Below are 25,476 nucleotides of genomic sequence, written 5' to 3'. Positions count from 1 at the left end.
GCGGGCGCCCCCGGGAGAGGGGCGCCGGGAGAAAGGGAGGCCTGATCAGTACTTGATCATCACGTTGCGCAGCTCCGTGTAGAACTCCAGGGAATGCACGCCGCCTTCACGGCCGATGCCCGATTGCTTGGAGCCGCCGAAGGGCGTGCGCAGGTCGCGCAGGAACCAGCTGTTGATCCAGCACAGGCCCACTTCGATCTGGGTGGCCAGGCGGCTGGCGCGGCTGATGTCCTGGGTGTAGATGGAGGTGGCCAAGCCGTACTTGGTGTCATTGGCCATGCGCACGGCTTCCTCTTCGGTGTCGAAGGGCTGGATGTGGCAGCACGGCCCGAAGATCTCCTCGCGCACCACCGAGGCGGTTTCGGGCAGGCCGGTCCAGATGGTGGGCTCGACCCAGCAGCCGTCCTTCAGGGCGTCGGGCATGTTCGGCACACCGCCGCCGGTGACGATGGTGGCGCCCTCCTCCCGGGCCTTCTGGTAGTAGGACAGCACCTTCTTCTGGTGCACCTTGCTGACCAGGGGGCCGATCTTGGTATCGGCGTCAAAGGGCAGGCCGGGCTTCATGCCTTCGGCCTTGGCCTTCAGGGCGTTCACGAACTTGTCGAAGATCGGGCGCTCCACATACACGCGTTCGGTGCCCAGGCAGACCTGGCCGCAGTTCTCGAAGACCGAGCGGGTGACGGTGTTCACCGCGTTCTCGAAGTCGCAGTCGGCAAACACGACGGCCGCGTTCTTGCCGCCCAGCTCCAGGGACACCGGGCGGATGCCGTCGGCGCCGGCCTTCATGATGGCGGTGCCGGTCTTGGTCTCGCCGGTGAAGGTGATGCCATTCACGTCCGGGTGGGCGGTGAGCAGCGCGCCGGCAGAGTCCACACCGTAACCGTTGACCACGTTGTACACGCCGGGCGGCACGCCCACCTTGTTCATCACCTCACCCAGTAGGGTGGCGGTGGCCGGGGTGACTTCAGAGGGCTTGACCACCACGGTGTTGCCGCAGGCCAGGGCCGGGCCGACCTTCCAGGTCATCAGCAGCAGGGGCAGGTTCCACGGGCTGATCACCGCGATCACCCCACGCGGGGTGCGCACGCCGTAGCTGCGGGCAGTCTTGCCGTCGGGGGTGCGCATCTCGAAGGACTCGGTGGAGACGTTCTTGATGGTGTCGGTGAAGATCTTGAAGTTGGCCGCGCCGCGCGGGATGTCGATGTGCGAGGCGAGGTGGGCCGGCTTGCCGGTGTCGGCGATCTCGGCCTGCAGGAAGTCGTCGAAGCGGTGGTTGATCTCGGCGACGATGGCGTCGAGCATGGCACAGCGCTCGACCACCGAGAGCTTGCCCCAGGGGCCATGCAGGGCGGCCTTGGCGGCGGCCACGGCGGCATCCACCTCGGGCTTGCCGGCCTCGTAGACCATGCCGATCAGGGAGTTGTCCACCGGATTGCGGTTCTCGTAGGTCTTGCCGCTGAGGTTGGTGACGTATTCGCCGTTGATGAAGTTCTTGAAGTCTTTCATGTCGTACTCGCTGTGTGGGGTGGCGGCCTGCCGGCCGATCTGCGTGCCCGGGCACGCGTTATCGGCGGCCCGCCAGGACGAACTCTATTTTAACGAGATTAATTTAAAATCTCGATATTTTTATTCATCGAACTTTCCATCAGGTGAACACGCTCAGGAAGGCCTCGTTGAGCTTGCGGTCGTGGTAGAAGATCGCCGGCCCGAGGGTCTCGTCGAACCAGGTGATCACCGGCTTGTCCGGGTAGGCGATGTAGCCGCCGGAGAAGACCTCGTTGCGGTTGCCGGAGGGGTCGAAGAAGTAGATGGTCTCGCCCCGGGTGATGCCGTGGCGCGTCGGCCCCAGGTCGATGGAGGTGCGGGTGCGGGACAGGATGTCGCCGGCGTGGAGCAGCTTCTCCCAGCTGCCCAGCTCGAAGGAGACGTGGTGCAGCTTGCCCTTCACCGGCTGGCGGATGAAGGCCACATCGTGGGCCTTGTTGGAGCAGGTCAGGAAGCTGCCGATCATGAAATCGGGCTTGTCCTTGAGCACTACCTGCTCGGTGATGTGGAAACCCAGCACCTCGGTGAACACCTTCACCGTGCCGTCCAGGTCGTCGCCGTACAGCAGGCAGTGGTCAAAGCGTGAGGGGGAGATACCCACCAGACCGTCGGGCCAGGGGTTGGGGTTCACGTCGGGGCCGTCGGTACCGCAGTTGTTGCCCAGACGCTCCTTGTGGGCGTACAGCTCCATGACGTGGCCGGTCGGCACGGTGAAGCGGAAGCGCTCGCCGGTGCCCGGGTGCTCGCCGGCGGGGATCCAGGCCAGGTCGGCACACAGGCCGCAGGCTTCCAGGTCGGCGGCGAGGCGGCGCAGGGTGGCGTCCGAATCCACCTTCCAGGCCATGTAATCCAGGCCGGCGGAGTCGGCTTCACGCAGCACGATGCTGTGGTGATCGTGCTCGTCCCAGGCCTTGAGGTAGACGCGGCCTTGCGCGTCCCGGGCGGTTTCGATGAGACCCATCACATCCTTGTAGTGCTTGAGGGCCAGTTCCAGTTCGAGGACGCGCAGCGACACGTGGCCGGGGCGCAGGACTCCTGTGAGTGCCATTTGAATCTCTCCTTGTTGGGGTGAAGGTCGGGCTCAGCTCTGGGCCGCAACCTTGGCGGGCGTGGCCTTGGCCGGCGCGATGGCCGAGGCGGAGCGCTTGTGGTCGATGAGGGAGATGGCCACGGTGGCGATGACTGCCGGGATGGCGATGGCCATGAAGTTCTGTTCCAGCGGGAGCGCCATGCCCACCAGGGTGCCGATCACGATGGGAGCCAGGATGGCGCCGCTGCGCCCTACCCCGGACGCCCAGCCGATGCCGGTGGAGCGCACCGCCATCGGGTAGAACTGGCCCACGTAGGCGTAGGTGAGGATCTGGGTGCCAATGGTGGTGGCGCCGGCCAGGCCCACCAGCAGGAACAGCAGCTCGGTGGGCACCTTGAAGCCCAGCAGGGTGATGGACACCGCCGCGGTGGCGTAGAAGCCGATCAGCACGTGCTTGATGTGGAAGCGGTCGGCCAGCCAGCCGCCGCCAATGGCGCCGATCATGGCCCCGAAGTTGAGCACCAGCACGAAGGTCAGGGCCGAACCCAGGCTGTAGCCCGCCGCCGCCATGAGCTTGGTGAGCCAGGAGCTGAGGGCGTACACCATGAACAGGCACATGAAGAAGGCCACCCAGAACATCGCCGTGGAGAAGCCGCGCCCGTCCTGGAACAGCTTGCCGATGGGGGCGTTGGTCTTGTGGCCGTGCAGGTCGAAGTGGTCGTCGGCGGCGGGCGTGTAGGACGGGTCGATGCGCTGGAGGATGGCCTGAAGCTCGTCGATGCGGCCACACTTGACGAGGTAGGACATGGATTCCGGGAGCACCTTGAGGATCACCGGGATCAGCACCACCGGCGTGGCCGCGGCCAGGAACACCGACTGCCAGCCATGCACCTCGATCAGGCCCTTGCCCAGCACCGCCGCCAGCATGCCGCCCACCGAGTAGCCGCTGAACATCAGGGTGGTCAGGGTGGAGCGCATCCGCCGCGGCGAGTACTCGGTCATGTGGGCGACCACCGCCGGCATCACGCCGCCGATGCCCAGGCCGGCCAGGAAGCGGGTGATGCTGAAGGCGACCGGGTCGGAGGTCATGCCCGCCGCCGCAGTGAACACGCTGAACAGGGTGATGCACACCACGATGGTCCACTTGCGCCCGATGCGGTCGGCCAGGGTGCCCAGAAAGATGGCGCCGAACATCATGCCGAACAGGGCCGAGCTGACCATGAAGCCGGCGTTGGTGGCCGAAACCCCCATCTCCTTCATGATGGACGGCAGGGCGATGCCCGCCACGGCCAGGTCATAGCCGTCGAAGATGATGATCAGGGCACACCAGAACAGCACACCGAAATGGAAGCGGCTGTAGGGGGCGTGGTCCACCACGTCGTGAATGTCGATGGTCTTCATGTTTGTCTCCGTTGTCGTTATCGCGGGGTGTCTTGTCAGCCGAGATCGCCGCCGCCCACGGGCAGCACGCTGCCGGTGATGTAGGAGGATTCGTCCGAGGCGAAGAAGAGGATCGGGGCCACCTGCTCGTCGATGGTCCCGTAGCGGTGCATCAGGCTCGAGTCGAGGGTCTGGTCGATGACGCCCTGGTACCAGGCCTGCTCCTGCTCGGTGGGCGGCACGGCGTTGCGGGGAATGCGCCGGGGCGGTGCCTCGGTGCCGCCGGGGGCCGTGGCGTTGATGCGGATGCCGTTGCCGGTGTGCTCCATGGCGATGGACGCGGTGAGCGCGTTGATGCCGCCCTTGGCGGCCGAGTACGGCACCCGGTGCACCCCGCGGGTGGCGATGGAGGAGACGTTCACGATCACGCCCTTGCGCTGCGCCAGCATGGCGGGCAGCACGGCGCGGCAGCACCACAGGGTGGGAAACAGCGAACGCCGGATCTCGGCCTTGATCTGGGCTTCCTCGTAGTGCTCGAAGGGCTTGGCCCAGATGGTGCCGCCCACGTTGTTGATCAGCACGTCGATGCGGCCGAAGCGGGCCAGGGCCTCGGCGGCCACGGCCTGGGCGCCGGCGAAGGTCTCCAGGTCGGCCTGGATGGCGTGGGCCGTGCCACCGGCCGCCACGATGCCGGCCACCACTTCATCCACCAGCGGCGAGCGATCCACCGCCAGCACCCGGCCACCCTCGGCGGCCACCTGCAGGGCCACGCCCCGGCCGATGCCCTGGGCGGCACCGGTGACGATGACGGCCTTGCCGTCGAAACGATCGGGGCGGCTCATGCTGCGGCTCCTTCACTGGCGGCGGAGAACTTCTCGAAGTAGAAATGGGCCGGGGCCACACCCACGCCGGCCATCCAGCGGCGCACCCCTTCCACCATGGGCGGAGGGCCGCACACATAGACGTCGGCGTTGCCCGCGTGCAGGTCGGCGGCGCTGAGGTGATCGGTGACGTAGCCCAGGCGGGGGTGGCCGCTGGCCGGGTCTACCACGCAGGTGAAGTAGTCGAAATCGGGCAGCGCGGCCTTGAGGGCGTCCAGGGTGGCCAGTTCGACAAGGTCATCGTTGCCATTGACGCCGTAGGCCAGGCGGATCGGCTGGGCCACCGGCTGGGTCTGCAGCCAGCGCAGCATGGACAGGAAGGGCGCCAGGCCGGTGCCGCCGGCCAGCATCAGCACCGGGCGCTCAACGGGACGCAGGTAGAAGCTGCCGTAGGGGCCGGTGAATTGCATGCTGTCGCCGGCCTGGGCGGTGTGGCGCATGAAGCGGCTCATCAGCCCGTCCGGCACGTCGCGGATCAGGAAGGACAGCTCGGTCTGGCCCGGGGCGGAGCTGAAGGAGTAGGCGCGGTGCTCGCCGGTGCCGGGGATGCCCAGGTTGACGTACTGGCCCGGCAGGAAAGACACCGGCTTGTCGGCCCTGAGGGTGAAGGAGACAGTGGTGGACGAGGTCCGGTCGATCACCGTCAGCGGCCCGGCGTGGCTGGCCACGGCGGTCTTGCAGGCGGCGGACGAGGCCGGCACGCGGATGACGCAGTCGGACTGGGGGCGGGTCTGGCAGGTCAGGAGGTAGCCCTGGCTGGCCTCCTCCTCGGTAAGGGCGTCGTCGATATAGACGCCCTGGGTGTAGCTGCCGCTCTCGCAGTGGCATTTGCAGGTGCCACAGGCGCCGTCGCGGCAGTCCAGCGGAATGTTGATCTTGGCCCGAAAGGCAGCCTCGGACACGAGCTCGTCGGCTTCGCAGGGAATGATGCGGGTCACCCCGTCTTCAAACTGCAGCGCGATGTTGTAGGTCATGGTCTTTCCCCTCTGTTGTTTTTTCGGTCTGCGAGGGCCCGCCCGCCTGGGCGGGCCCTGCTCATCAGATGTGGTAGATGTCCAGCACGTGATGGATGTGGTCGTTCTTCAGGACCACGTACTTGCGCGTGATCAGCGGCTGGGGCCCGCGCACGTCGAGGGTGTATTCGGAGGTGCCGAAGTAGGTGTCCACCAGGTCGTAGCGGAAGCTGTGGGTGGTCCAGTTGAAGCGCACGCGGATCTCGCCCTCCTCCCGGGACAGCACTTCCACGTTGCTGATGGCGTGGCCGGTGCGGGTGTCGGGGATGGTGGCGCTGGAGCGCTCGGTCTCGATGCGGAAGACCCGGTCCTCCAGGCCCTGCTTGCAGGCGTAGTAGATCAGCGAGACTTCGTTGTTCGGGTCGGTGGTCAGGGTGTCGTCGTCATCCCAGGACGGCATCCAGAACTCCACGTCGTCGGCGTAGAAGGCCAGCCAGTCGTTCCAGCGGCGGTCGTCAAGGGCACGGGCTTCCTGGTACAGGAAGGTTTGAATGGCTTCGTAGGTCAGCATCACAGGGCTCCCTTCTGTTCGGCCTCGGCGGCCTTCTTCATGGCTTCGAGCCAGTACTGGTGCTGGATCACGTACAGGCCTTCGTCTTCGGTCTTGACACCGCTGAGCTCCGGCGCGAGGCCGATCACCCGGGCGTTGTCATCGGCGCCCTGGACCCAGTGGGTGGCACCTCGGGTCATGTCGTTCCACTTGACGGCGCGGGCGTTGAAGCCCTGCTGGCAGGAGCGGAACTCTTCCAGGTCGTCGGGGGTGGCCATGCCGGTGGCGTTGAAGAAGTCCTCGTACTGGCGCAGGCGGCGGGCACGGGCTTCGGGGGCTTCGCCCTTGGGGGCGATGCAGTAGATGGTGGCCTCGGTCTTGTCCACCGAGATGGGGCGCAGCACGCGGATCTGGGAGCTGAACTGGTCCATCAGATACACGTTGGGGTAGAGGCACAGGTTGCGGGACTTGCCCAGCATCCAGTCGGCCTTGGCCTCGCCGAACTTCTCCACCCACTCGTCGCGCTTGGCCCACAGGGGGCGGTCTTCGGGGTTGGCCCAGTTGGTCCACAGCAGCATGTGGCCGTGCTTGAAGGAGTAGAAGCCGCCCCCCTTGCGCGCCCAGCCACCGGCGCTCATGGCCTTGATGGTGTCCACCTTGCCGTCGGCGGTGCGGCGGCCCTGGGTGGCGGCGTAGTTCCAGTGCACCGCGGTCACGTGGTAGCCGTCGGCGCCGTTCTCGGCCTGCAGCTTCCAGTTGGCGTCGAACACATACGAGCCGGAGCCGCGCAGCACCTCGATGCCCTCGGGGGCCTGGTCGACGATCATGTCGATGATCTTGGCGGCTTCGCCCAGGTGCTCCTCCAGGGGCAGCACGTCGGGGTTGAGGCTGCCGAACAGGAAGCCCTTGTAGCTCTCGAAGCGGGCCACCTTGACGAGGTCGTGGCTGCCCTTGCAGTTGAAGCCCTCGGGGTAACCCGCGTCGGGAGTCTGGTCCTTGACCTTGAGGAGCTTGCCGGCGTTGCTGAAGGTCCAGCCATGGAAGGGGCAGGTGAAGCTCGACTTGTTGCCCTTCTTGTGGCGGGCGAGCTGGGCGCCCCGGTGGGTGCAGGTGTTGAGATGGGCGTGGAGCGTGCCGGTCTTGTCCCGGGTGATCATCACCGGCTGGCGGCCCATATGCACGGTGAAGTAGTCGTTCTCCTTCGGGATCTGGCTCTCGTGGGCCAAGTAGATCCAGTTGCCCTCGAAGATGTGCTTCATCTCCAGCTCGAACAGCTCCTCGTCGGTAAACGCCGCCCGGTCCAGGCGGTAGATGTGATTGGCGGGATCCTCTTCAAGCATCGCGTCGAGCTTGGCGAGGGTGCTGAACTGGTCTTGGCGGATCTGGGTCACGCTCATCTCCTCTTTCGATTCAGGTTTGAAGGAATGCGCCCCGAGGGGCACGGTGCTGCGTTTCATCGGGCAAGACCGGTCCCTGCCCGGTGCACGGGCACCTGGCGAGTGGTCTGGCAAGGGGGAATAAAAGGGGCCGGGCGGGGTGTCCGGCCAAGGGCCCGTCAGGACGGGCCGGGGAGGTGATCGGGGTAGCGCATGGTGAGAGTCTCCGTTTTGTTTCTTGCCGCCCTGTGCCTGGCGGTGCCGTTTCTTGTCAGGTGGCGGGTGCCCTTTGTGTTGTGGTGCATCCCGTTGATTTGCCACCCTGCCTGCATCCCTTTCAGCAGAAAGCGTGCCAAGGCTTTTGCGCAGGAGCCGGCCCAAAGGGGAATCCCAGCATCCATGCGGCCTTCGGCATTTTTCTCGAGATTTATATAAAATCTCGCCGCAATGCAGCAAAACAAAGATTTAGTGAATCACTAGATCAAATGATTTAATTCCGGCAATCCGGCACCGGCAACGAGTGCATCAATGCATGCACTCCCGGGAACACACCGAAAAATGATGGGGAGAGACACCATGAAAACAGGCAGCCGCGCCGACCGGACCGGGGCAGACAAGCCGATCACGCCACCGCCAGCGCCCCAGGACGAAACGACCGTGCCCTTCCCGGAGCTGGCCGATCTGATCGGGCGCCTGCACTTCTCCACCACCGACGGGCGGATCTGGCTGGACGATCAGCGCATGCTGCTGATCCATGCCTCGTCCCTCGGCATGCTGCGCAAGGAGATCATCGACAACCTGGGCCTGGATGTGGCGCGCTGCCTGATGACCCGCATGGGCTACCACGCCGGCGTCAACGACGCCCGCCTGGCCCGCAAGATCCGCTCCAGGACGCCGATCCGCGACATGTTCGCGGTGGGCCCGCAGATGCACTGCCTGGAGGGCATCGGCATGTCCCAGGCGGTGCGCATGGAATGCGATGTGGAGAAAGGCACCCACTACGGCGAGTTCCTGTGGTCGAGCCCGGTGGAGGACGAGGAGCACATCCGCCACTTTTCCATCGGCACCGAGCCGGCCTGCTGGATGCAGATCGGCTACGCCTCGGGCTACTCATCGGAGTTCATGGGCCGGCCGATCCTGTACCGGGAAGTCGAATGCCAGTCGATGGGGCACCAGATCTGCCGCATCGTCGGCAAGCCCCTGGATGAGTGGGGCCCCGATGCCCTGCAGGACCAGCGCTTCATGGAAGCCGACATCCTGCGCCCCGATCACTCCCCTGCCCCGCCCCGCCCCAGCTGCGAGCTGATCCTGCCACGGGGCGAGAACCCGCAGCCCGACATGCCGGTGGGGGTGTCGCCGAGCTTCAACACCGTGATGCACCTGGTCCGCAAGGTTGCCCCCACCCGGGCCACGGTGCTCTTCCTGGGGGAAAGCGGTGTCGGCAAGGAGGTGTTCTCGCGTACCCTGCACCGCCTCAGCAACCGGGCCGACAAGCCCTTCGTGGCCGTCAACTGCGCGGCCATCCCCGAGCAGCTCATCGAGTCGGAGCTGTTCGGGGTCGAGCGCGGCGCCTTCACCGGCGCCCTGCAGAGCCGCCTGGGCCGCTTCGAGCGGGCCAACGGCGGCACCCTCTTTCTCGACGAGATCGGCACCCTCACCGCCAGCGCCCAGGGCAAGCTACTGCGCGCCCTGCAGGAGGGCGAGATCGAGCGCCTGGGCGACGCCCAGACCCGCAAGGTGGATGTGCGGGTAATCGCCGCCACCAACGTGGACCTGCGCGACGAGGTGAAGGCCGGGCGCTTCCGCGAGGATCTGTTCTTCCGCCTCAACGTGTTTCCGGTGCGCATCATTCCCCTGCGCGAACGCCGTGAGGACATCCCGCTGCTGATGAACCACTTCCTCAACAAGTTCAACACCCGCCACGAGCGCAGCCAGACCGGTTTCACCCAGCGGGCGGTGGACGCGATGCTGTCCTACGACTGGCCGGGCAACATCCGGGAGATGGAGAACGTCATCGAGCGGGGCGTGATCCTGGCCCCGCCGGAGGGGGCCATCGACGCCCCGCACCTGTTCACCAGCGGCGAACGCTTCACCGAGCAGCGCTTCGCCATCAACCGGGACGGCCGGCTGGTGGCCGTCGACCCGTCCACCTTCATTGCCGACCTCACCCACGACCGGGAGGCCGAGCGGGTCAGCCGCGGCGTCCAGCAGCTGCTCCTCGACGAGGCGGACGAGTGCGAGCAGGTGTCCCTGGACGAGATCGAGACCCTGCTCCTCAAGCGGGCCATCGGGCGGGCCCAGGGCAACGTGGCCGCCGCCGCCCGCCTCCTGGGCATCACCCGCCCGCAGATGCTGTATCGCCTGAAGAGCCGGGGCATCCTCAGCGACGCGGAGTGATGGCGGGCGGGCGCCCGCCCGCCATGACGATCCACTGGGTTTTCGGTATCGTTCGGGGACCCCGCACGCGCCGCCACAGGAGAGGACCCATGACCCAGAAAACCCCGCACTTCGTGCGTCCCCAGGGCCGCAACACCGGCAAGATCGTCAGCGCCGCCGACGCCGTGCGGCTGATCCGCGCCGGCGACACGGTGGCCACCACCGGCTTTGTCGGCATCGGCTTTCCCGAGAACATCGCCATCGCCCTGGAACAGCATTTCCTCGATACCCGCGAGCAGGACCCGAAGGGGCGCGGCCAGCCCGCCGGCCTGACCCTGGTGTACGGCGCCGGCCAGGGCGACGGCAAGGACAAGGGCCTCAACCACCTGGGCCACGAGGGGCTGGTGAAGCGGGTGATCGGCGGCCACTGGGGCCTGGTGCCGCGCCTGCAGGAGCTGGCGGTGTCGAACCGCATCGAGGGCTACAACCTGCCCCAGGGCGTCATCACCCATCTGTATCGCGACATCGCCGCCGGCAAGCCCGGCACCCTCACCCGGGTCGGGCTGGGCACCTTCGTCGATCCGCGCTTTGGCGGCGGCAAGGTCAACGCCTGTACCACCGAGGATCTGGTGCGGGTCATGGAGATCGACGGCGAGGAGTATCTCTTCTACAAGGCCTTTCCCATCAGCGTCGGCATCATCCGCGGCACCACCGCCGACCCGGACGGCAACATCACCATGGAGAAGGAAGCCCTGACCCTCGAAGGCCAGGCCATCGCCATGGCGGCGCGAAACAGCGGCGGCATCGTCATCGCCCAGGTGGAGCGCATCGCCGAGGCCGGCTCCCTCAGCCCCCGGCAGGTGAAGATCCCCGGCATCCTGGTGGACTGCATCGTGGTGGCCGAGAAGCCCGAGTGGCACATGCAGACCTTTCTGGAGCAGTACAACCCGGCCTTCTCCGGCGAGATCCGGGTACCCGTCACCTCCCTCGAACCCATGGAGATGAGCGAGCGCAAGATCATCGCCCGCCGCGCCGCCATGGAGCTGACCCCCAACGCAGTGGTTAACCTGGGCATCGGCATGCCCGAAGGCGTCGCCGCGGTGGCCGCCGAGGAGCGGATCATCGACCTGATGACCCTCACCGCCGAACCCGGCGTGATCGGCGGCATCCCCCAGGGCGGCCTCAACTTCGGCGCGGCCATCAACACCGCGGCCATCGTCGATCAGCCCAGCCAGTTCGACTTCTACGACGGCGGCGGCCTGGACATCGCCTTCCTGGGCCTGGCCCAGGCCGACATGCAGGGCAACCTCAACGTCTCCAAGTTCGGGCCCAAGCTCACCGGCGCCGGCGGCTTCATCAACATCAGCCAGAACGCCAAGAAGGTGGTCTTCGTCGGCACCTTCACGGCCGGCGGGCTGGAGGTTGGCCTCGACAGCGGGCAGCTGAAGATCCTGGTGGAAGGCAAGGCCGTGAAGTTCGTCCAGGAGGTGGAGCACCGCACCTTCAGCGGTCCCGAGGCCCTGCGTCGCAAACAGCCGGTGCTCTACATCACCGAACGCTGCGTGTTCGAACTGACCCCTGACGGCGTTGAACTCACCGAGGTGGCGCCCGGGGTGGACATCGAACGCGACATCCTCGCCCACATGCGCTTCAAGCCCGTCATCCGCGGCACGCCGCGCACCATGGACCCGCGCATCTTCCGCGACGAAGCCATGGACCTGCGCAGCACGATCGTGGCGGCCCCGCTCGCCTCGCGCTTCCATTTTGACGCGGCGCAAAACATCTTTTTCATCGACTTCGAGAACCTTCGCCTGCGCAAGGCCGCCGAGATCGAGGAGATCCGCAGCCACATCGAGGACATCCTCGCCCCCCTCGGCCGCAAGGTGCCGGCGGTAGTCAACTACCATGGCTTCGACATCCAGGACGACCTGCTCGAGCCTTACACCAGCATGATCCAGGGCCTGATGGAACGCCGTTACAGCCAGGTCACCCGCTACGCCACCAACACCTTCCTGCGGGCCAGGCTGGGTAACGCGCTGTCAGCCCGCCACCTGGCGCCGGAGATCTTCGACTCGGCCGAAGAGGCCCGCGCCGGTCTCTCCAGGCCTCAATAAGGGGCTGCAGCGCAACACCTGTTGTTGCGCTGCAACATAATTCAACAAAAGCATCATTTTTTTATGCAACGCCCCTTCTCGGTGCATGAGCGTGTGATATCGTTTTTGGCAAGAGGCTGCGGGAGACAACAGATCTGCGTCTCTAACTGTTCAACAACAATGTGTGGAGAAAACTATGGCGACCAAGCAAGAACAGCAATTCAACGAGATCCAGAAAAAGAACCTCGAGGCCGCCATGCGCCTCGCCCAGCTGTCGATCGAAAACTCCCAGCGCATCATGGAGCTGCAGGTCGGCACCGCCAAGTCCCTGTTTGAAGAAGGCGTGGCCAACGCCAAGGCCCTCTCCACCGTCAAGGATCCGGCCGAAGCCCTGAACCTGCGTACATCCTACGCCCAGGCCACCACCGAAAAGATGCTCTCCTGTGCCCGCGAGATCGCCGAGATCACCTCCAAGACCCAGGCCGAAGTCGGCAAGATGGTCAGCGAGCAGCTCACCGGCGGCGGCCAGGACATGTTCGAGTCCCTGCAGAAGATGTTCAAGGGCATGCCGATCGGCGACAACAACGCCCTGGGTTCCATCCAGAGCGCCATGGACACCGCCCGTGCCGCTTACGAGCAGATGACCAAGGCCTCCACCGAAGCCTTCCAGGCCTTCACCAAGATCACCCCGAAGAAGTAATCGGCGCGATCCTGCAGTAGCCAACGGCGCCTTCGGGCGCCGTTTGTTTTTGGTGGGGCCGCAATCCGCACCGACAGAACACCGAAACAATGAAAAAGGACACCCGCCCGGCAACAGGCAGGTGTCCTCCAGTACATCGAAATCCGATCCGCTTCGCCCGCCCCGGAGAACCTTTCGGCCTCTGGGGCGGCGCGGCCATCAGCCGAAACGGCCGGTGATGTAGTCCTCGGTTTCCTTCTTCTTCGGACGCAGGAAGAGCTCGTCGGTCACGCCGTACTCGATCAGCTCGCCCAGGTACATGTAGGCGGTGTAGTCGGAGATCCGGGCCGCCTGCTGCATGTTGTGGGTCACGATGACGATGGTGAAGTCGTTCTTCAGCTCGATCACCAGCTCTTCGATGCGCGAGGTGGAGATCGGGTCGAGGGCCGAGGTCGGCTCGTCGAGCAGCAGCACCTCGGGCTTGACCGCGATGCCGCGAGCGATGCACAGACGCTGCTGCTGACCACCGGACAGGCTCATGCCGCTCTGGTGCAGCTTGTCCTTCACCTCGGGCCACAGGGCGGCCTTCACCAGCGCCCACTGGACCCGCTCCTCCAGCTCGGCGCGGCTGAGCTTTTCGTGCAGGGAGACACCGAAGGCGATGTTGTCGAAGATCGACATGGGGAAAGGCGTCGGCTTCTGGAACACCATGCCCACCCGCGCCCGCAGGGTGGTGACGTCCACCTTGGGGCTCAGCAGGTTCTCGTCGTTGAGCAGGATCTCGCCCTCGGCCCGCTGGTTGGGGTAAAGGTCGTACATCCGGTTGATGGTGCGAAGCAGCGTGGATTTGCCACAGCCGGAAGGTCCGATGAAGGCCGTGACCTTGTTCTTCTCCATCTCGAAGTTGATGTTCTTCAGCGCCAGGAACTCGCCGTAGTAGAAGTTGAAGTTCCGGAAAGCAATCTGTGCCGGACCCGTGATGACGCTCTGCTTGGATTGATTGGCTGCTTGCATGGGAAGACTCTTTTAATGGAGTTTTTCGGCGCGGAACATCACGCGGGCAATAATGTTGAGACCAAGGACACCCAGGGTGATCAGCAGCACGCCGGCCCAGGCCAGACGCTGCCAGTCTTCGAAGGGGCTCATGGCGAACTTGAAGATCGTCACCGGCAGGTTCGCCATCGGCTCGTTCAGATCGACGCTCCAGAACTGGTTCGACAGGGCGGTGAAGAGCAGCGGCGCGGTCTCGCCGGCAATACGCGCCACGGCCAGCAGCACCCCGGTCACCACCCCGCTGCGCGCGGCGCGCAGGGTCACCTTGCGGATCACCACATGCTTGGGCGCCCCCAGGGCGAAAGCCGCTTCCCGCAGGGAGCCCGGCACCAGCATCAGCATGTTCTCGGTGGTGCGGACCACGATGGGCAGAACCAGCAGGGCCAGGGCCACGGCGCCCGACCAGGCGGAAAACTTGCCGGTGGTGGCGACGATCACCGCATAGACGAAGAGGCCGATGACGATGGACGGGGCCGACAGCAGCAGGTCATTGACGAAGCGGGTCACCCGGCCAAGCAGGGTGAAACGACCGTATTCCGCCAGGTAGATGCCAGCCATGATGCCGATGGGCGTACCGACCAGGGTGCCGAGCCCGACCAGGATCAGGCTGCCGACGATGGCGTTGGCCAGACCGCCGGTTTCGGCCCCGGGCGGCGGGGTCATTTCGGTGAAGAGGGACAGGGACAGGCCATCGATCCCCAGCTGGATCACGGTGACCAGGATCCAGGCCAGCCAGAACAGGCCGAAGGCCATCGCCGCCATGGACATGCCAAGGGCGATCTGGTTGGTCAATTTGCGACGGGCGAGAAGTTCCATGGATCAGCGTCCTTCGTTGGCGGACAGGCGGAGCAGCAGGAGCTTGGAGAGCACCAGCACGATCAGCGTGATGACGAACAGGATCAGGCCCAGTTCCATCAGCGAGGCGGTGTGCAGGCCACGCTCGGCCTCCGCAAACTCGTTGGCCAGGGCCGAGGTGATGCTGTTGCCCGGCGCGAACAGCGACGCCGTGGACAGGAAGTTGGTGTTGCCGATGACGAAGGTGACCGCCATGGTCTCCCCCAGGGCGCGGCCGAGGCCGAGCATGATGCCGCCCACCACACCGTTCTTGGTGTAGGGCAGCACAACACGCCACATCACTTCCCAGGTGGTACAGCCGAGGCCGTAAGCCGATTCCTTGAGCATCGCCGGGGTGACTTCAAACACGTCACGCATCACCGAAGCGATGTAGGGGATGATCATGACCGCCAGGATGACGCCTGCACACAACAGGCCGATGCCCAGGGACGGACCGGAGAAGAGCTGGCCGATGAAGGGCAGCTGACCCAGCGTGGCCCTGAGGAGCGGCTGGATGTATTCGGCGAAGATCGGGGCGAAGATCAGCAGGCCCCACATGCCGAAGACGATGGACGGAACGGCCGCCAGCAGCTCGACGGCCGTGCCCAGGGGACGGCGCAACCACAGGGGCGAGAGTTCGGTCAGGAAAAGGGCGATGCCGAAACTGACCGGCACGGCGATGACCAGGGCGATGATGGAGGTCACCAGGGTGCCGTAGATGGGGATCAGGGCCCCGAACTGCTCGGCGGGCGGATTCCACTCCGTGGAAAACAGGAAGGCCGGCCCGAAAGCCTTCAGGCTCGGCATCGATTCGATCGTCAGCGCCACGATGATCCCGGCCAGCAGGATCAGGGCCAGCAGCGCGAACAACATGGACAGGCCACCGAAGATCCTCGAACCCATCTGATTCACCGGCTTGCGTACCGGCGGGGCGGTATCGAGGGGCCGGCTATTCATGTCTATGACCTCAGTGTTCATGAAATGTGATCCGTAGATTATGGAGACAAGGCCGGAGAGTCTCCTCTGCCGGCCTTCTCGTTATATCAGACTGCGAAAGCCGTTCTTACTTGGCGGAGAAGACAGCCTTGCCGGACGCATCCTTGAGGGTGCCCCAGGAAGCACGGATCAGCTTGACGGTGGCTTCGGGCAGGGGCACGTAGTCGAGATCGGTGGCCAGCTTGCCGCCGTTCTTGTAGGCCCAGTCGAAGAACTGCAGGGCCTCGGCGCCCTGGACGGGCTTGTCCTGGGTCTTGTGCATCAGTACGAAGGTGGCGCCGGTGATGGGCCAGCTGTCCTTGCCCGGCTTGTCGGTCAGGATTTCATAGAAGGCGTTCTTGCTCCAGTCGGCACCGGCAGCAGCGGCCTTGAAGTTCTCGTCGTCCGGCAGCACGAAGTTGCCGTCCTTGTTCTTCAGGGCGGCGAAGGTCAGCTTGTTCTGCTTGGCGTAGGCGTATTCCACGTAGCCGATGGCGCCCGGCAGCTTCTGCACGAAGGCGGAAACGCCCTCGTTGCCCTTGCCACCCAGGCCCAGCGGCCACTGCACGGCAGCGCCTTCCTTGACCTTCTCCTTCCACTCGCCGCTCACCTTGGACAGATAGTTGGTGAAGATGAAGGTGGTGCCGGAGCCGTCAGCGCGACGGACCACGCCGATGTCGTTGCCCGGCAGGTTCAGACCGGGGTTCAGGGCAACCAGGGCCGGGTCATTCCACTTGGTGATCTTGCCCAGGTAGATGTTGGCCAGCAGCTCGCCGGTCAGCTTGAGCTGGCCCGGCTTGACGCCCGGAATGTTCACCACCGGCACCACGCCGCCGATCACGGTCGGGAACTGCTGCAGGCCGTCCTTCTCGAGCTGCTCGGGGGACAGGGGCATGTCGGAAGCACCAAAATCAACCGTCTTGGCGGTGATCTGCTTGATGCCACCGCTGGAGCCGATGGACTGGTAATTCACCTTGTTGCCGGTCGCCTTGTGGTAGGCATCAGCCCACTTGGAATAGATCGGGGCAGGGAAGGAGGCACCCGCGCCAGTGATGTCAGCAGCGAAGGCGGAAGTCGCCAGCGCAGCACCGGCAGTGACGAGAAGCGAGCGGGACACGGCTTTCAGCATGAAACTCTCCTGAGGCTTTTTTGGAAATCGGAATCCTGTGGGTCGGGATCGCCATGACCGGACGATCCATACCCCTGATGTCAGCACCGAAGATTAGCGATCCAATGTGACGATACTGTGACAAGTCATCTTACGGTTGCAAGCTCCGCCGCACCGCAGCATCCCCTCCTCGCCCAGTGCCCGCAACGTCTATGCGCCTCCTGCGTGACAACCAGATGACGCTTTGCAAAAAAGCACGCTGCCGCAATCCTGTCATCAAGCCTTCATCTGCATTAAAGACCATAGCCGGCTGATCAGCCCCTCAACCAGGAGAACCTTCATGCCGATGCTTTCCGGCCAGCCCCTTCAAACCTCCCCGATGAACGACGGTGACAACACCAACCCGTCCGACAACACCCACATCCAGGACATCATCGACGTCCGTCTGAGCCGCCGGGGCGTCCTCAAGGGTGGCATCGCCGCCTCCACCACTGCCCTGTTCAGCGGTCTCGGCCTGAGCGCCTGTGGCGGCAGCAGCAACAACCGGAATGACACCCCCAGCCTGAGCTTCGACGCGGTGGCCAAGAACCTCAACGACGTCGTCACCGTACCCGCCGGCTACCAGGTCAGCATCCTCCACGCCCTGGGCGACCCCCTCACCACCACCGACGCCGCCTGGGCCGACAACGGCAGCGAGAGCGCCGATTCGTACAACCGCCGCATCGGTGACGGCCACGACGGCATGCACTATTTCGGCCTGTCGGATGCCGGTGCCTTTGACGCCAACCGCTCCGACCGGGGCATCCTGTGCGTCAACCACGAATATGTGGTCGGCCCCTACGCCCTGCACAGCAACGGCCGCAGCGCCGGCGCCAACCGCTCCGCCACCGAGGTGGAGAAGGAAATCTACGCCCACGGCGTGAGCGTCGCCGAGATCCGCCGTGGCACCTCCGGCACCGCCATGACCATGGTCCGCGGCTCCACCTACAACCGCCGCGTCACCTCCGCCACCCCCATGGCCTTCGCCGGCCCGGCCCGGGGCAACGCCCTGCTGCAGACCAGGTACTCGACGGACGGCACCACCACTCGAGGCACCAACAACAACTGTGGCAACGGCTACACCCCCTGGGGCACCTACCTGACCTGTGAAGAAAACTTCACCAACGTCATCGGCCGCGCCGCCGGCGACAACGCCCTGCGCAGCGCCAAGGAAGTCACCGCCCTCAACCGCTACGGCATGACTCAGGGCCGCAACAGCCCCTACCTGTGGGACACCGCCGGCAGCGACGACCTCTTCGTGCGCTGGAGCGCCTCCGTCACCGGCGCCAGCGCCGCCGAGGACTACCGCAACATCTTCAACACCTTCGGCTGGATCGTCGAGATCGACCCCTTCAACCCCAACTCCACCCCGGTCAAGTACACCGGCCTGGGCCGCTTTGCCCACGAAGGCTGCTGGCCCTGCAAGGCCGTGGCCGGCAAGCCGGTGGTGTTCTACATGGGTGACGACTCCCGCAACGAGTACATCTACAAGTTCGTCTCCAAGGCCCTGTGGGACGCCGCCGACGTGGGCAAGGGCCACACCGCCGGCGCAAGGTACATGAGCGAAGGCACGCTGTACGTGGCCAAGTTCAACAGCGACGGCTCCGGAACCTGGGTCGAGCTGACCCACGGCAAGAACGGCCTCACCGCCGCCAACACCACCTACCCCTTCGCCGATCAGGCCGATGTGCTGGTCAATGCCCGCCTCGCCGGCGACGTGGTCGGTGCCACCAAGATGGACCGTCCCGAGTGGGGCGCGGTGAACCCCATCAACGGCGAGGTCTACATGACCCTCACCAACAACAGCAACCGGGTCTCCCCCACCGCCACCCCCACCGGCAGCCAGCTCAAGCCCGACACCGCCAACCCCCGCTACTACGAGGACATCAAGGGCGGCACCACCTCCCAGAAGGGCAACCCCAACGGCCACATCATCCGCTGGCGCGAAGCCGGTGGTGACCCTGCCGCCACCACCTTCGCCTGGGACATCTACCTCTTCGGCGCGGAAGCAGGTGCCGCCGCCAACGTCAACCTCTCCGGCCTGACCGCGGTGAATGACTTCTCCAGCCCCGACGGCCTGTGGTTCGACCAGAACGGCATGCTGTGGATCCAGACCGACGACGGCGCCTACACCGACGTGACCAACTGCATGATGCTGGCCGCCGTCCCCGGCAAGGTGGGTGACGGCTCCGCGGCCACTGCAGCCGGCGGCACCCCCACCATCAAGGGCGCCAACGCCACCGAGGCCACCGTGCGCCGCTTCCTCGTCGGCCCCAAGCAGTGCGAAATCACCGGCATCGCCATGACCCCCGACCGCAAGACGATGTTCATCAACGTCCAGCACCCGGGTGAAGACGGCAGCCTGAGTTCCCCCACCAGCGCCTGGCCCACCAGCCAGACAGACGCCACCTCCACCAAGCGCCCGCGCTCGGCCACCGTCGTCATCACCCGCACGAACGGCGGCGAAATCGCCGTCTGATCGACAGACGCAGTAGTTCATCCTCAGCCATCCCTTTGGCCCCCCACCTCGCGGTGGGGGGCTTTTTTTTTGCGCCCTACGCCGCCGCGAAGCACCACCCGTGGGGTCGGACTCCTTCGACCTCCGCAACTTGAGCTGCAGGCACGCCGGTGACCGGTAGTCTGCGGTCGAACGAATTCGACCCCACGAAGATGCCAGCCCGGAGGCAACACCCTTTCAGCAGGGTCCGTCGACGCAAAAAAAGCGGGCACCCGAAGGTGCCCGCCGCTTTCAGCCGGGGTTGAACCCGATCAGAAGGTGTGGCGCAGGCCGAAGGACAGGCCCTGAACGGTGCCGCCAGTGGCGTTGGCGCCGCCCGGCAGAGTGCCGGTATTGATGCCGGCAGCGTTGATGCCGAAGTCGTAACGGGCACGGGAGTCGTTGTTGACCATGGCCCAGGTGGCCTTGAGCATGGTGCGCTTGGACAGGCTGTGCTCGACGCCGAGTTCGAACAGCTTGGCGCCGGTGTCATCGGAGCTGGAGCCGTTGGTCTTCAGGTCGCGGGCGACATACACCTGGCCCAGCAGCTTGGAGGCCGGGGTCACGTTGAAGGTGGCGCCGACGCCATAGACGGCCTGGGTGACCTTGTTGCCGCCGAAGTTGTCGGCACGGGCCAGGTCGAACACGGCACGCACGGAGGCCATGCCGAAGTTGTAGCTGCCACCCACGCGCAGGTCGCTGATCTTCAGATCGGCGGCGTTGCCGACGGACACGGCGTTGTAGGTCACCGCGGCCATGGCCGGGCCGTTGGCGTACTTCACACCCACGTCGTAGCCGGTGGTGTTGGCGGCGGTCAGGCCGTGCAGGGACTTGTTCTCGTTGGCCACGTAGGCGACGGTGGCGTTCAGGCCGCCGAAGCTCGGGGAAACGTAGGCGATGGCGTTCTTCCAGCGGTTGTCGAAGATCGACGCGCAGGTGGCGTTACGGGCGCAGGTGCTGCCGCCGCTGTAGTTGCCGCTGGTGTCGGTGGAGCCGATCAGGTTGTTGCCCAGCTTGCCCAGCAGCGCGGTATTGGCGCCGATGCCGGTGGCGCCGGCATTCACGTCCAGGGCGGTGCCCAGGGCGCGAGTCGGGCCGGTCAGGGTGCCCAGCACCACGGTACCGAAGCTGCCGGCCAGGCCGACGTAGCTGTCACGGGTGGCGCCCAGGGAGCCGGCGTTGTCGAAGCCCACGGAGCTCTCGAACTGGAACACGGCGGTCAGGCCATTGCCCAGGTTCTCGGCGCCCTTGAAGCCCAGCAGGGAGGAGTTGGTGGAGACGCGGGTGGTGTTGCCCAGTTCGTTGTTGGCGTCACCGGCGATCTTGACGATGTCGAAGGAGGCATCAGCCACGCCATAGACGGTGACATTGGCCTGGGCGAAAGCGCCCGTGGAAGCCAGGCCGGCAACAGCCAGGGCGATCATTTTCTTTTGCATCTTTGACTCCTAGTGATTGAGGACTGGCGCAACCCCTGGGGAGGGGTGACCAGGTTCACCTTTTTGAACCGCTCACCGAGTGATTGCTCATCCTTGCCAGGGCAAGAACATCGGTGCCGGATCAGGCAGCCCGGAACCTACAGAGAGCAGGTTTCAGCCGCGTTGCACTGTTGTGACAGCGCAACTCCCCGAAACACCGCCAAAACCTCGCCAATCCCCCGTCAACAAAGGGATTCGCCGTAAATGGACAAATCCGGAGCGGCCACTGCAAGTGCGGCCATGTTGTACAGAAACAACAAAATTCTCCTACTCCATGCACCCGGTGTCACACCTCGTCACACCGAACGTGATCCCCGACATCTCCTTCCGGCGCCGGTGTCTTTATGATCTCGGCTTGAACCCAGTAGAGGAGCCTGCCCCATGTCCGCCACCGATCTGCTCGCCCGCAGTCTGTCTAAAATGCGTGCCCTTGTTGCCTCCGGCAACTCCCGCCCGCGGGAAGCCTCCGAGCGGGACATCGAGCGCCTGCGCCAGCAGCTCCAGGAATGTGCCGAGAGCCGCGGCGGCGAGGTGTCCACGCGGCAGCGGGCCGCGCGCCTGGCCGAGGCCTATCTGCGCCTCAACGATGCCGGCCGGCGGCGTTTCCTGCTGATGATTGCCCTTGAGTTCGGGCCCGACCCGGCGCGGGTGGCCAAGGCCCACGAGGCCTACCAGGCGGCTGTGGGCAGCGCCGGCCAGTGGGACGCCGAAGCCCGCCTTCGCGGTGCCATGCGTTCGCGCCGGCTGCGCATCCTGACCCAGTTCAACGCCATCCCCCAGGGGGTCAAGTTCCTGGTGGACCTGCGCGCCGACCTGCTCCGTTACCTTCCCGACGAGCCCCTGCTCAAGCCCCTCGACCGGGAGCTGGAGAACCGCCTGACAGCCTGGTTCGACGTGGGCTTCCTGGAGCTCCAGCGCATCACCTGGCAGTCGCCGGCTGCGCTCCTCGAAAAACTGGTCCAGTACGAGGCAGTGCACGAGATCCGCTCCTGGGACGACCTCAAGAACCGCCTCGACTCCGACCGCCGCTGCTACGCCTTCTTCCACCCGCGCATGCCGCTCGAGCCCTTGATCTTCGTGCAGGTGGCCCTGGTGGACGCCCTCGCCGACGACGTGCAGAAGCTGCTCGACATCAACGCCCCGCTGGCCGACGCCAACCGCGCCACCACGGCCATCTTCTATTCCATCAGCGCCACCCAGGAGGGCTTGCGCGGGGTGTCCTTCGGCAACTTCCTGCTCAAGCGGGTGGTGGAAGACCTGCAGCGGGATTTCCCCAAGCTCAAGACCTTCTCCACCCTGTCGCCGATCCCCGGCCTGATGTCATGGGTGCGGCGCAACCCGGCCGAGGCGGCAGGTGTTTTCAGCGATGCGGACCGCAAGCGGCTGATGGCCGCGGGCCTCGAGGGCGATGTGGAAAGCGTGTGGACGCGCCTGTCCGGCGATGGCAGCTGGGCCGAGGAGAAGAGCCTGGCCCGGGCCCTGCGAGACCCGCTACTGCGCTTGGCCGCCCACTACCTGCTCAACGCCCGGCGCGACGGCAAGCCCGTGGACCCGGTGGCGCGCTTTCACCTGGGCAACGGAGCCCGGGTCGAGCGCCTCAACTGGCTGGCAGACACCTCGACCAAGGGTTTCAGCCAGTCCCTGGGGATCATGGTGAACTACCTCTACGACCCGGACCGGATCGAGAACAACGTGGAAGCCTTCAGCGCCGAAGGCCAGGTGGATTCCGCCGCCGCGGTACGCCGCATGGCCCGCCCCTGAACGGACGGGCCCGCGCCCTCACATGCCGAGGGACTTGAGGAGATCGTCGGTGTCGTCGCTCGCCGCGGGCACCGGCGGAGCCACCTGGGCGTGCCCCTTCCCGGCCTGGTCGAAGAGCTCGTCCGGATCGGGCGCCTCCTGGGCGTCGAAGTCATAGAGCTTGATGAACTCGGTGCGGTCCACCGCCAGCTCCAGATAGAAGATGTTGCCGCCGCCCGTATAGAAGGTCACCCGGCGGGCTTCGGGCTGATCCAGGTGGGTATCCACACTCAGCATCACCTGCTTGTTGAGCACCAGCATCTTGGGCTGGTTCTGGGTGATGTGGGTCTGCAGCTCGTGGCGCACCTTGCCGGTGAAGTCGCCGACGATCTGGTTCATCAGCTCACCCATCACGTTGCCCACCTCGTCCGAGGTGTGGCTGCTCGCCAGATCCTCCTGCGCCATGCCCATGCTGCGCATGTAGCGCTCGTACAGCTCCATCGCCGCCAGGGATGAGAAGTTGATGATCACCAGCCCGGAGAAACCCCCGTCGAACAGCACGAAGCAGCCGATGTCGGGCTTGAGGCAGGTCTTGGTGATGCGCTGGACCATGGCGGAGTAATGGATCTGGCTGCCGGAAGCAGCGGTCAGCACCTTGCTCACCGAGTTGCACAGGCTGATCAGCAGGTCTTCGGTACCGAATACGACGGGGTTTTCTGGTGTGCTCATGGTGCGGTACGGGTCCGTTGAGAAGTCGATTGGCGTATCGATACCGGTTGACGGCCCCGCGCCGGCCGGCTTGAGCGCCGATCGCACACGGGGACACGGGGCACCGTCACCGGGCCGAAACATTCGGCGGCTATCTTCCGCGCCATCCCGACCCCTCCCCCGCTCCGGCCGCGGGGCACGCCCCTGCCATGGCACCCTGTCTTGCCCCCCGCTCCGCCCGCCTCAGGCCCGCCAGCCTCGCCCGCGCCCTGCTCCTTCCGCTGCTGGCCCTCAGCCTGTGTGCCTGCGCGCCACGCCAGCTGGTGCTGAACGAGATGGCCGACAGCCTGGCGGGCCAGGGCCAGTCCGCCGAGGATGACCCGGAGCTGGCCCGGGACGCCGCAGCCTTCTACCTCAAGCTGTCCGAGTCCGTGCTGCGCGAACAGCCCGGGCACCTGCCCCTGGCTGGCGCCGTGGCGGGTGGTTTCACCCAGTACGCCTACGCCTTCGTCGCCTTCGAGGCCGATCGTCTGGAGACCACCGATGCCCGGGCCGCTGCCCGCCTGCGCAGCCGGGCGGCAAACCTCTATCGCCGGGGCCGGGACCATGCCCTTTCTGCCCTCGAAACCAGCCGGCCGGGCCTGCGCCGCCAGCTTGACGGGCAAACCCCGCTCCCGCCCCTGCCCCCGCAGCAACGCCCCCTCGCCTACTGGGCCGCAGCGGCCTGGGGCGGGCTGATCTCCCTCTCCAAGGACGACCCCGACACCGTCGCCGACCTGCCCGCCGCGATACGTCTGGCCCGGCTCGCCTGGGACAGCGACCCCACATACGGCGACGGCGCCCTGGCCAGCCTGATGGGCAGCTTCGAAGCGGCACGCCCGGGCGGCAGCCGTGCGCAAGCCGAAGCCTACTTCGACGAGGCCCTGCGCCTGGGCGCCGGGCACAACGCCGGCGCCTTCGTGGCCAAGGCCGAAGGCCACGCCCAGCCTGCCGGCGACAAGGCCGCCTTCCTGGCGCTGCTTCACCAGGCTCTGGCCGTACGTGACACCCCCGGCAGCCCCCTGACCCTCTCCAACGCCGTGATGCGCCGCCGGGCCGAATGGCTCATCAGCACCGCCGACGACCTCTTCTGATCGCCCCCCATCCTTTCCGGACTTACTCCATGTTCAAACCCGGCCGCCTCGCCGCCCTCACCCTCGGTCTGCTCCTTGCCCTTCCTGCCACGCCCGCCCTCGCCGCGCCGCAGTTGCGCATCGGCACCCTGGCCCCCAAAAACTCCCTCTACCACCGCCAGCTGATGGAGGTGGGCGAAGCCTGGCGTGCCAGCCAGGGCGAAGGCGCGAAGTACGTGATCTACCCGGACGGCAGCCAGGGCGGTGAAACCGACATGGCCCGGCGCATGCGCATCGGCCAGCTGCAGGGTGCCCTGCTGTCGGTGGTGGGCCTGCGCGAGATCGAACCGACCATCGCCGCCCTGCAGGCCATGCCCCTGCTCTTCCGCAGCTGGGAAGAGGTGGACTACGTGCGCGAGAAGATGCGCCCGGCCATGGAGAAGAAGTTCCTGGACAAGGGTTTCGTGGTGCTGGCCTGGGGCGACGCAGGCTGGGTGCGCTTCTTCTCGAAGGAGGCGGCGGTGCGCCCGGATGACTACAAGAAGATGAAATTCTTCGCCTGGGCCGGCGAGAACGAACAGCAGGAGATCATGAAGAGCATGGGCTACACCCCCGTGCCCCTGGAGACCAGCGACATCCTGCCCTCCATCCAGACCGGCATGATCAACGCCGTGCCGGCCACCCCCTATTTCGCCCTGGCCAGCCAGGTGTACAACACCGCCCCGCACATGCTCGACATCAACTGGGCGCCCATCGTCGGCGCCCTGGTGGTGACGAAGAAGAGCTGGGACGAGATGACGCCAGCCGCCCAGAGCACCCTGCGCGAGGCCGGCGCCAAGGCCGGCCTGCAGATGCGCACCCGGGCCCGCCAGGAGGTGGACGAAGCCGTGACCGCCATGAAGAAGCGCGGCCTGCAGGTGCACACGCCGACGGCCGAACAGATGCAGGAATGGAACGCCCTCGCCGACAAGCTCTATCCGCGCATCCGCGGCCACATGGTGCCGGCCGAGACCTTTGACGAGGTCTTCGCCCTGCTGAAGGCCTACCGGGCCGGCAAACGCTGAGCCCCGCC

Annotated in this window: 20 protein-coding genes; 7 read left to right on the top strand and 13 right to left on the bottom strand. The window is 65.8% G+C overall.

Annotated features, from left to right (window positions below; all coding sequences use genetic code 11):
- Window positions 1–45: 45 nt before the first annotated feature.
- The 7 genes from L6Q67_RS01910 to benA all read right to left on the bottom strand — a co-directional run bounded on the left by L6Q67_RS01910 (window position 46) and on the right by benA (window position 7,679).
- Window positions 46–1,506, bottom strand: a complete 1,461-nt coding sequence (locus L6Q67_RS01910) for a 2-hydroxymuconic semialdehyde dehydrogenase (RefSeq protein WP_296564380.1) — start codon at window positions 1,504–1,506, stop codon at window positions 46–48.
- A 139-nt stretch (window positions 1,507–1,645) separates the two neighbouring features.
- Complete coding sequence (locus L6Q67_RS01905; protein ID WP_296564377.1) at window positions 1,646–2,593, bottom strand: catechol 2,3-dioxygenase; 948 nt, start codon at window positions 2,591–2,593, stop codon at window positions 1,646–1,648.
- A gap of 33 nt (window positions 2,594–2,626) precedes the next feature.
- Window positions 2,627–3,976 carry an MFS transporter gene (locus L6Q67_RS01900; RefSeq protein WP_296564374.1) on the bottom strand — a complete coding sequence of 450 codons (1,350 nt, stop codon included), beginning with the start codon at window positions 3,974–3,976 and terminating at the stop codon, window positions 2,627–2,629.
- A 35-nt stretch (window positions 3,977–4,011) separates the two neighbouring features.
- On the bottom strand, window positions 4,012–4,797 hold the full coding sequence (locus L6Q67_RS01895; protein WP_296564370.1) for a 1,6-dihydroxycyclohexa-2,4-diene-1-carboxylate dehydrogenase: 786 nt from the start codon (window positions 4,795–4,797) through the stop codon (window positions 4,012–4,014).
- Entirely contained in the window at window positions 4,794–5,810 is a 1,017-nt protein-coding gene (gene benC / locus L6Q67_RS01890; RefSeq protein WP_296564368.1) for a benzoate 1,2-dioxygenase electron transfer component BenC, read from the bottom strand. Before benC ends, L6Q67_RS01895 begins: the two co-directional genes overlap by 4 nt.
- Window positions 5,811–5,874: 64 nt before the next feature.
- A complete protein-coding gene (benB, locus tag L6Q67_RS01885; protein ID WP_296564364.1) occupies window positions 5,875–6,360 on the bottom strand; it encodes a benzoate 1,2-dioxygenase small subunit in 486 nt (161 codons plus the stop codon).
- On the bottom strand, window positions 6,360–7,679 hold the full coding sequence (benA, locus tag L6Q67_RS01880) for a benzoate 1,2-dioxygenase large subunit (protein WP_367171624.1): 1,320 nt from the start codon (window positions 7,677–7,679) through the stop codon (window positions 6,360–6,362). Before benA ends, benB begins: the two co-directional genes overlap by 1 nt.
- 612 nt (window positions 7,680–8,291) lie before the next feature.
- Between benA and L6Q67_RS01875 the strand changes: the two genes are divergently transcribed.
- From L6Q67_RS01875 to L6Q67_RS01865, 3 genes are all read left to right on the top strand, one after another.
- Window positions 8,292–10,112, top strand: coding sequence for a sigma-54-dependent Fis family transcriptional regulator (locus L6Q67_RS01875; protein WP_296564359.1), 1,821 nt, complete (start codon window positions 8,292–8,294; stop codon window positions 10,110–10,112).
- 89 nt (window positions 10,113–10,201) lie between these two features.
- Window positions 10,202–12,205: an acyl CoA:acetate/3-ketoacid CoA transferase gene (locus L6Q67_RS01870; protein ID WP_296564357.1), complete on the top strand. Its 2,004-nt coding sequence runs from the start codon at window positions 10,202–10,204 to the stop codon at window positions 12,203–12,205.
- Window positions 12,206–12,380: 175 nt separating this feature from the next.
- Entirely contained in the window at window positions 12,381–12,884 is a 504-nt protein-coding gene (locus tag L6Q67_RS01865; RefSeq protein WP_296564355.1) for a phasin family protein, read from the top strand.
- Window positions 12,885–13,082: 198 nt separating this feature from the next.
- Here L6Q67_RS01865 and pstB read toward each other — a convergent pair whose 3' ends face one another.
- From pstB to pstS, 4 genes are all read right to left on the bottom strand, one after another.
- On the bottom strand, window positions 13,083–13,877 hold the full coding sequence (pstB, locus tag L6Q67_RS01860; protein ID WP_296564352.1) for a phosphate ABC transporter ATP-binding protein PstB: 795 nt from the start codon (window positions 13,875–13,877) through the stop codon (window positions 13,083–13,085).
- A gap of 12 nt (window positions 13,878–13,889) precedes the next feature.
- Window positions 13,890–14,732 (bottom strand): phosphate ABC transporter permease PstA, encoded by an 843-nt coding sequence (pstA, locus tag L6Q67_RS01855; RefSeq protein ID WP_296564348.1) that lies wholly within the window; start codon window positions 14,730–14,732, stop codon window positions 13,890–13,892.
- Window positions 14,733–14,735: 3 nt separating this feature from the next.
- Window positions 14,736–15,707, bottom strand: a complete 972-nt coding sequence (pstC, locus tag L6Q67_RS01850) for a phosphate ABC transporter permease PstC (protein WP_296564345.1) — start codon at window positions 15,705–15,707, stop codon at window positions 14,736–14,738.
- Window positions 15,708–15,813: 106 nt separating this feature from the next.
- A complete protein-coding gene (pstS, locus tag L6Q67_RS01845; RefSeq protein WP_296564342.1) occupies window positions 15,814–16,854 on the bottom strand; it encodes a phosphate ABC transporter substrate-binding protein PstS in 1,041 nt (346 codons plus the stop codon).
- A 319-nt stretch (window positions 16,855–17,173) separates the two neighbouring features.
- On the opposite strand from pstS, the gene L6Q67_RS01840 reads away from it, so the two are divergent.
- Window positions 17,174–19,351, top strand: coding sequence for a PhoX family phosphatase (locus L6Q67_RS01840; RefSeq protein ID WP_296564339.1), 2,178 nt, complete (start codon window positions 17,174–17,176; stop codon window positions 19,349–19,351).
- Window positions 19,352–19,641: 290 nt separating this feature from the next.
- Here the strand turns inward: L6Q67_RS01840 and L6Q67_RS01835 are convergent, their stop codons facing one another.
- Entirely contained in the window at window positions 19,642–20,805 is a 1,164-nt protein-coding gene (locus L6Q67_RS01835; protein ID WP_296564336.1) for a porin, read from the bottom strand.
- Between the two features lie 420 nt (window positions 20,806–21,225).
- Here L6Q67_RS01835 and L6Q67_RS01830 point away from each other — a divergent pair, with 420 nt between their 5' ends.
- On the top strand, window positions 21,226–22,605 hold the full coding sequence (locus L6Q67_RS01830; protein ID WP_296564331.1) for a malonyl-CoA decarboxylase: 1,380 nt from the start codon (window positions 21,226–21,228) through the stop codon (window positions 22,603–22,605).
- 18 nt (window positions 22,606–22,623) lie between these two features.
- Here L6Q67_RS01830 and L6Q67_RS01825 read toward each other — a convergent pair whose 3' ends face one another.
- A complete protein-coding gene (locus L6Q67_RS01825; protein WP_296564328.1) occupies window positions 22,624–23,313 on the bottom strand; it encodes a DUF3334 family protein in 690 nt (229 codons plus the stop codon).
- A gap of 188 nt (window positions 23,314–23,501) precedes the next feature.
- Here L6Q67_RS01825 and L6Q67_RS01820 point away from each other — a divergent pair, with 188 nt between their 5' ends.
- Window positions 23,502–24,425, top strand: coding sequence for a TRAP transporter TatT component family protein (locus L6Q67_RS01820; protein WP_296564325.1), 924 nt, complete (start codon window positions 23,502–23,504; stop codon window positions 24,423–24,425).
- Window positions 24,426–24,454: 29 nt separating this feature from the next.
- On the top strand, window positions 24,455–25,468 hold the full coding sequence (gene dctP, locus L6Q67_RS01815) for a TRAP transporter substrate-binding protein DctP (protein ID WP_296564323.1): 1,014 nt from the start codon (window positions 24,455–24,457) through the stop codon (window positions 25,466–25,468).
- Window positions 25,469–25,476: the final 8 nt, after the last annotated feature.

The organism is Zoogloea sp., from assembly GCF_023150065.1.
Taxonomy (GTDB): Bacteria; Pseudomonadota; Gammaproteobacteria; order Burkholderiales; family Rhodocyclaceae; genus Zoogloea.
The sequence above is the reverse complement of the archived record's forward strand: the minus strand, read 5'-3'. Positions and strand labels throughout refer to the sequence as shown.